The organism is Microcystis sp. LE19-10.1B, from assembly GCF_027530565.1.
Lineage (GTDB): Bacteria > Cyanobacteriota > Cyanobacteriia > Cyanobacteriales > Microcystaceae > Microcystis > Microcystis aeruginosa.
On sequence record NZ_JAPZQM010000055.1, the window covers coordinates 1 to 2,500 of the forward strand.

The 2,500-nt window shown below is 38.8% G+C and carries 2 protein-coding genes and 1 pseudogene; 2 read left to right on the forward strand and 1 reads right to left on the reverse strand.

The annotated features are described in order from the left end of the window. Nucleotides 1–582: 582 nt before the first annotated feature. Nucleotides 583–648 (reverse strand): annotated as a pseudogene (locus tag O9332_RS02120) (IS200/IS605 family transposase); the annotation flags it as partial. A 283-nt stretch (nt 649–931) separates the two neighbouring features. Between O9332_RS02120 and O9332_RS02125 the strand changes: the two are divergent. Together O9332_RS02125 and O9332_RS02130 are read left to right on the forward strand one after the other, a co-directional pair. After that, nucleotides 932–2,070 (forward strand): IS630-like element ISMae29 family transposase gene (locus O9332_RS02125; RefSeq protein ID WP_155120450.1). Its coding sequence is split into 2 segments (ribosomal slippage): nt 932–1,364 and nt 1,364–2,070, totalling 1,140 coding nucleotides; the frame shifts between segments, so codons are not numbered across the junction. Nucleotides 2,071–2,127: 57 nt separating this feature from the next. Continuing rightward, nucleotides 2,128–2,500: transposase (locus O9332_RS02130; protein WP_288023453.1), on the forward strand; the 373-nt coding region annotated here is incomplete at its 3' end.

Below are 2,500 nucleotides of genomic sequence, written 5' to 3' on the forward strand. Positions count from 1 at the left end.
GAAGCGGTCTTTTCCGACCAAGGTTGGGACGGTCTACCACCTCTCTCAATATACAAGGTTGGGTTGAAGCATGAAACCCAACGCCCGATTATGTTACGCTACCGCTAACCCATCCTACAAATAATTGTGCCTCCCTACTTAGTTGACCACCTGAAAATCGGTAAAACCCTACACCCTACACCCTACACCCCACACCCTACCCCCACGAAAAACTTTTTCAGCAGACCCTAAATAGACAGGCGTTCTCCCCTCACATCTAGAATTCCTAAAGGGACTAAAACAGCCCTCCATAGCTACATCAAATGTTCCCAAAAAATATAGAAGAGCTAATGCAAATTAGCCGCTATCGGTTGAAGGATTACATCAAAGGACAAAGAGCTATATCGCTTGCCCTATCTACCTTCTAGCTCGCTTGTCCCCCTCTCAGAACTTTTCTACGATAATAGACCTCTTGCATAAATCCGAAAACAAACGATAGAAACAATAATAGGAGGGACTTTCAGTTAATTATTTATTAGTAGTTGATAATCTTCAAAAATGTTGCTGTACAAGGATCAACTTAAGACTTTTGCAAGAGGTCTAATGAGTGACAAAAACAAAGTGTAACCGCACGCTAAAAACACTATGAGAGCCTTTTCTGGGTTTCATATTGACAACCTATTAGAGCATCAATTTTGTTTTGAGGGATAAAAAAAGAGGGATCTTCGGTTTGTGTTATGCAATGGACGGGGGTTATAAGGGATGGAACCCTTATATAGAAAGTCATTTAGCGATTTTTGTCAATTGTTTTTTATCTAGAGCGAACTAATCAATTAAGTCTTTTACCAGATAAGGATTTAGTCGCTCTATGCCCCCCTATCAAACCATAACAAGTAACGAAGAGCCAAAAAAGAGCTAATCTGGAAGAAGTTATCCAACTTCAGACAAAAAAATGCCGAAGAAAAAATATATTGTAGAGCTAACAGACTCCGAAAGAACTGAACTCGAGCAGCTAACCAAGAAAGGAAAAATAGCAGCTTACAAAATGAACCATGCCAGAATACTACTTTTAGCAGATGTCAATCAACAGGAAGGTGGTTGGACTGACTCGAAAATTAGTGAAGCCTTAAATGTTGCTCAAGCCACCATTGAGAGAGTACGACAAAGATTTGTCGAGTCAGGAATTGAATCATCATTAACTCGAAAAAAGCCAGAACATCGCCGTGCCAAAATTATCGATGGGGAAAAGGAAGCAGCTCTGATTGCCATCGCTTGTAGTGAAACACCAACGGGACGAGCAAAATGGACACTTCAAATGCTGGCAGATAAAATGGTCGAACTTGAATATGTGGAAAAAATATCACGAGAAACCATCAGAAAAACCTTAAAAAAAATGAATTGAAACCATGGCTGAATCAATCATGGGTCATTCCCCCAAAAGAATCAGCGGAGTTTGTCTGTGCCATGGAAGATGTCTTGGATATTTATCATAGTGAGTATGACCAGCAAAATCCCTGGCTGTGTTTTGATGAGAGTTGTCAACAATTAGTCAAAGAAACAAAAGAGAAAATACCAGCCGAACCGAGAGAACCAGAAAGGTATGACTATCAATATGAGCGTAATGGTGTAGCCAATATGTTTATGTTTTTTGAACCATTACAAGGTGGGCGACATGTAGAAGTTACACAACAAAGGACGGCGAGCGATTATGCACACCAAATGAAATATTTGGTTGATGAGCGTTATCCGGATGCCCAGAAAATTAGAGTAATTCAAGACAACTTAAATACTCATGTAAAAGCCTCATTATATAAAGCCTTTGAACCGGAAGAGGCCAAGAGAATTTTAGATAAACTCGAATTTCATTACACTCCCAAACATGGCAGCTGGTTAAATATGGCAGAAATTGAGTTGAGCGTTTTGAATCGTCAATGTCTCGATCGTCGTATCCCAGACATGGATAGTTTAAAACAAGAAATTAAGGTCTGGGAAGAAAATCGAAATGAAAAGTCAAATTCAGTTGACTGGAGATTTACTACTGCTGATGCTCGTATTAAATTAAAAAAACTCTATCCCTCAATTCAAACTTGACAGACTACTATATCTGTAGGCTATACTAAAAGTATAACTTTCCTAGGTCGATCAGTTATGGCTATCAAGAGAATTACTTTTCGTCTTGATCCAAACCAAACACAAAATAACAAGCTTCATTACGGTCAAAAGCTACACTGCTCTCTTTATAATGCTTGTGTTTATCATCGCAAAACCGAGTCGAAAAAGTTTGGTAAAAACCTTAACTATTTTGACCAACAAAATTGCTTACCAGAGTTGAAGAAATGTTGGACAGAATATAAAGAACTTGGTAGCCATGCACTGCAACCCACTGTTAAACGAGTAGATTTTGCTTTTCAGAGATTCTTTAAACTTAAATCAGGTTATCCTAAGTTTAAGGCATCTAGAAATTATCGAGGTTGGACTTATCCTGATGGTGCTGGTTGGTCAATTGATTCTTCTGGTCATC